Origin of the sequence: Lactobacillus sp. UMNPBX6 (assembly GCF_002553975.1) — a bacterium.
Classification (GTDB): domain Bacteria; phylum Bacillota; class Bacilli; order Lactobacillales; family Lactobacillaceae; genus Lactobacillus; species Lactobacillus gallinarum.
This window is the reverse complement of record NZ_PCZD01000085.1, coordinates 1-4952: the sequence shown is the minus strand read 5'-3', so window position 1 is coordinate 4952 and position 4952 is coordinate 1. Positions and strand designations below refer to the sequence as shown.

Here is a 4952-nt window from a genome sequence, read left to right as displayed (position 1 = left end):
TACCCGTGGTCTAGACTTTCACTAGACTAGATGAAATGTCATGCCCGACACACAAGAAAAGGAGTTAGCAAGTGCTAGTTGCTAACCCCAAGCGTAACTCGAATGACTATCACAGCTAACCCATGTGGTTAGCTTTTTTCATTGCTCGCCTTTTATATACAAAAAAGCTCTGCAAAAGCAGAGCCACACGTTAACGTTTTTGTCGAGGAGCGACCCTCAACATGCACACTAACACTTTCATTTATCTTTATCCATAAGCATTATAGCACATGTTATATTTTTAATTATTTATGCTAATAGTATAAAAAAGTAGTAGAAAACAAACAATTATCGCTGCTATATAACCTATTAATACATTAACAGAACGATGCTGCAAAAAAGTACACAGCCAATCTCCTAACATAAATAGATAAAGGCCTATAAGCCAATAATTTAATTGCTTCTGATTCATCCACGGCAATATCAATATAATTATTCCCACAACAATTAAAGCGTATCTTAGACTTTTGTATGCCTTATCATTGAGTAATGCATGACGCATACAAACAACCTCTTCCTAACTTCATTTCAAGTCTTCTTAATATTCCTTACTTTTTCATACACTGACCAAATAAAAAAGGGCGGTAATCAAACCGCCTCTTTCACATCACTCTATCCAATAAAGCCCATAGCGTTATAACACATATGCACCAGCATCGAGTAACGTAAGTCCTTTGTCTGCATGTAGACCCAAGCTAGCACCATACCTAAGCCCCAATATACAAAGATAAACTTGCTAAGCATCGGATCATGCATATAAGCGAACAAGAAGCCACTAACAATGATGCCGAGCCACTTATTCGTAATCTTTTTCTTCGTGAAGAAAATATTGAAAAACATCCCTCTAAAGACGACTTCCTCACAAAACGGCGCAATAAAGACCACCATAATTTCAAACAAGCCCTTACTATGCAGCTCAATCTTATTCAATGCTTGTTGATTATTCGAAACGCCTCGGCCAACCAAGCTTAACATCACCATTGAGACAATAATAATCAGAACAAAACCAATTATTGCAATGCCGATTCTTCGCATATCCCAGTGTGGCGCCTGATTAAACCCCCAATCATTATGCTCCTTCAATTGCCGCTTATACAGATTGAAAATTACGAAGAGTACAATCACCGTTACCAGCGCGGTCACTAACGCACGCATATGATCTAATCTAATTCTTTGTGGGTAAAAATAAAATACTTGCAATTCGATATATAAAGCGAGCGACAAAATAGCTCCCGCAATATTTCCCAGGTAATGCCAAAATTTCGCCATTTTCTTATCAACACCTTGATTCTTTCATCTTTTAACTATTGTTTCCATTATAATAGAAATAACTCAAAATGACTAAGGAGGGGGCATCATGTTGAATGAAATCATCGCCTTTTTTGGGAGACGAGGCGAATTTTTCTACATCTCAGTTTTCATGCTAGTCATGTTCTTTGTCTTTTTAATCTCATGGCTAGTTGAACCACGTCGTTTAATTAATGGCGTGTTCTTTACCATTTTTCTTGCTTCAGTAGTAATTTGGATCACCGTTATGGTGCATAAAAGCACGAGTCACGGTTTGCAACGAGCCTATGATTTATTAGTCTTAGCGGCATTTTTCTTAATTACTGCTCTATTAATCTTCGCTTGGTTTTTTCTATTTTGGAACGCCTACTTTGTTTGGAAATATGAGAGTCATACGTTGCCTAACCTTTTAACATTAATTTTCGGATTCGTTGCTTTAATTCTGAGTCTGATATTTTTATTCGGCCCAGGACAATACTTACCGCGCTGGCTCAGCGTCTTACTTGCCTCAATTCCAGCTATCGCTATTTACCTAGGCTTAGTTTTATACAATTTCTTGGTCAATCTGCTCTTATATCAAATCTACCCACGCCGTTACAAGCAAGATTATTTAATAGTACTAGGTGCTGGATTAATTAACGGTGATCGCGTTTCTAAGCTCCTTGCGGCTCGCATCAACCGGGCTATCCAATACTCTAACCGCCAATATCAAAAAGGCAGGAAGCGCCCTATTATCATCATGTCAGGCGGTCAAGGACCTGATGAAAAGATACCCGAAGCCGTAGCAATGGCAAAATTTGCCCGAAAACGGGGTATTAAGACTAACCACTTGCTAATTGAAGATAAATCCAAAAACACCTACCAAAATATGCTTTTTTCTAAGAGATTAGCTACTAAAGACTTTGGCGGTAGTAATTTTAAAGCCAAATTTTTTAGTAACAACTACCATATTTTTAGAGCGGCGCTTTTAGCTAAAGAAGTGGGCCTAAAAGCCAACGGTGTCGGTGCTTTTACTCGTTTTTACTATCTGCCTAACGCTATCATTCGCGAATTTGCCGGAGTGTTTGTCATGCATAAACGCCGTCATTTCGTTATCATGGGAGTAATAGTTTTATTCTTTATCTTACAAGCTATCTTAGTTGCGACAGGTAATATTAAGTTTAGTGTGATCTAAAACTATTTAGAAGAGAGGGACTGAATGCTACAACTAAAACACATTTTTAAATCATACAAGGTTGGAGACAATATCACCCATGCCCTAGATGATGTAACGATCTCGTTTAGAGATCAGGAATTTGTCGCCATCTTAGGACCAAGTGGTTCTGGTAAGACGACAATGTTGAACGTGATTGGCGGACTTGACCGTTATGACAAAGGTGATTTGATCATTAACGGCAAATCAACCAAGAATTTTAAGGAAACCGATTGGGATGCCTACCGCAACAACAGCGTCGGATTTATTTTTCAAAATTATAATTTAATTCCCCACCTATCAATCATTGCTAACGTTGAATTGGGGATGAATTTATCCGGTGTTGGTAAAAAGGAACGACATGAAAAAGCCATTGCCGCATTGACTGAAGTTGGATTAAAAGAGCATATCAACAAGCGCCCTAACCAACTATCTGGTGGTCAGATGCAGCGTGTTGCCATTGCCCGTGCGATTGCCAATGATCCCGATATCTTGCTTTGTGACGAACCAACTGGTGCGCTTGATACGGAGACTTCTGTACAAATCATGGAATTGATCAAGAAGCTTTCTAAGGATCGTTTAATCATCATGGTTACGCACAACCCGGAATTAGCTGAAAAATACGCTACTCGAATCGTCAATTTCCAAGATGGCAAGATTCAACATGATTCCGAGCCCTTTAAGCCAGAGGATGAAAAAGATACTTTCAACCTAAAGCGGACCAAGATGTCTTACTGGAACGCAATTAAGCTTAGTTTTACCAACATTATGACCAAGAAAGGTCGAACTATTTTAACTGCTTTTGCCTCCAGTATCGGCATTATTTCTATTGCTGTCGTGCTTTCGATCTCTAACGGTTTTCAAAAGCAAATTAATACAACCATGAGTAAGGCTTTAGCCAAGTACCCGATTGCAATCTCGCAGACGGCTACTGATATGACTTCGATGAATAACCGCGAAGATTCAGATAAAAATGTTAAAAATCGGGGCTATGTCACGGCGAAAAAGGATCCTAGTGAGGAAGCGCAGCATACTAACAAGATCACTGAAAAGTACGTTGATTACATTAAAAAGATCAATCCTAACTATGCCAACAATGTTTCCTATCAAAGAGCAGTTAATTTAAACCTGCTTTCTAAAGTCAATGGCAAGGTAGAGCGCGTTCAATTCTCAAATGCAGATCCTGATCAAAGTGTGTCGATATCAGCAATGCGCTCACAGGCAATGAGTTCGATGGGAATTGGTTCCTCTGTTTTTCCTACCGCTTTAAATAAAAAGAAGGGCTCATTCTTGAAGCAAAATTATCAGTTGCTCTCTGGTCATTGGCCAAGCAAAACTACTGACCTCGTTTTAGTAACCGACAATAAAAATACCGTTAACATTAATTCTTTGAAGAACCTTGGCTTTGATGTCGACAACAAAGAACGTGTTAAATTTAGTAAGCTAATCGGTAAAGAATTCAGTATCGTTGATAATAATGACTACTACCAAGAATTACCTACGGGGATGTTTGTTCCTAAGAAAGCTAATTCAGCAATGTACAACGGCGGTACCAAGCTGAAGCTAACTGGGGTAATTAGACCTAAGAATGAAGATTCGATGGCTCTTTTATCAACGGGAATCGCATATAGCGACAAGCTTTCTCAAGATGTCATCAACGACAACAAGAATTCTGCCATCGTGAAGGCTCAAAAGAAGTCTAACCGCAGTGTTTTAACTGGACAAAGCATGAAGGCTAATGAAAAGAAGATGATCATGCAAACCTTAGGTGGTTCAGGCATCCCTACTGGCATCATGATCTACCCTAACAACTTTGATGACAAGGACAAGGTTCTTGATTACCTTGATAAGTGGAACAAGGGCAAAAAGAAGGCCGACAAGATCATCTACACCGATATGTCTAGTGCCGTAACGACTATGACTGGTGGTTTGCTTGGCGGTATTACGACTATCCTAGTTGCCTTTGCCGCAATTTCATTGATCACTTCAATGATCATGATTGGTATCTTAACCTACACTTCAGTTCTCGAAAGAACCAAGGAAATTGGTGTCTTGAAGGCTTTAGGTGCTCGCAAGAAAGATATCACTCGCGTCTTTGACGCCGAAACCTTCATCTTAGGTGTCTTCTCTGGTGTGCTCGGTGTCTTCATCGCTTACCTATTAACATTCCCAATCAACAGCGTGATTTATAAGATTACCGATTTAGCTAATGTTGCTCAGCTTGATCCAAAAGCTGCGTTGATTTTAATTATTATTTCAACCGTATTAACTTTAATTGGTGGTCACATCCCTGCTAGAATGGCAGCTAAAAAGGACGCGGCTATCGCGCTTAGAAGCGAATAAGAAAAATGTGTCTGGGAAAAAACTAACTTTCAGATACCAAAAGACGATCAATCCAACTCTTAATTTGAGTTGCTTGACCGTCTTTTTCTTG

Annotated in this window: 3 protein-coding genes; 2 read left to right on the top strand and 1 reads right to left on the bottom strand. The window is 39.2% G+C overall.

Translation table 11 applies throughout. The features are described 5' to 3' along the window. Positions 1–651: 651 nt before the first annotated feature. On the bottom strand, positions 652–1308 hold the full coding sequence (locus CP357_RS09485) for a CPBP family intramembrane glutamic endopeptidase (protein ID WP_098037174.1): 657 nt from the start codon (positions 1306–1308) through the stop codon (positions 652–654). An 88-nt stretch (positions 1309–1396) separates the two neighbouring features. On the opposite strand from CP357_RS09485, the gene CP357_RS09480 reads away from it, so the two are divergent. Together CP357_RS09480 and CP357_RS09475 are read left to right on the top strand one after the other, a co-directional pair. Next, positions 1397–2500, top strand: a complete 1104-nt coding sequence (locus CP357_RS09480; protein ID WP_087176282.1) for a YdcF family protein — start codon at positions 1397–1399, stop codon at positions 2498–2500. 24 nt (positions 2501–2524) lie between these two features. Beyond that, positions 2525–4861 (top strand): ATP-binding cassette domain-containing protein, encoded by a 2337-nt coding sequence (locus CP357_RS09475; RefSeq protein ID WP_098037173.1) that lies wholly within the window; start codon positions 2525–2527, stop codon positions 4859–4861. The last annotated feature ends 91 nt before the right edge of the window (positions 4862–4952 follow it).

Excerpts from the sequence above, each read along its gene's own strand:
- CP357_RS09485 (WP_098037174.1), bottom strand. The coding sequence starts at position 1,308 with ATGGCGAAATTTTGGCATTACCTGGGAAATATTGCGGGAGCTATTTTG.
- CP357_RS09480 (WP_087176282.1), top strand. The coding sequence starts at position 1,397 with ATGTTGAATGAAATCATCGCCTTTTTTGGGAGACGAGGCGAATTTTTC.
- CP357_RS09475 (WP_098037173.1), top strand. The coding sequence starts at position 2,525 with ATGCTACAACTAAAACACATTTTTAAATCATACAAGGTTGGAGACAAT.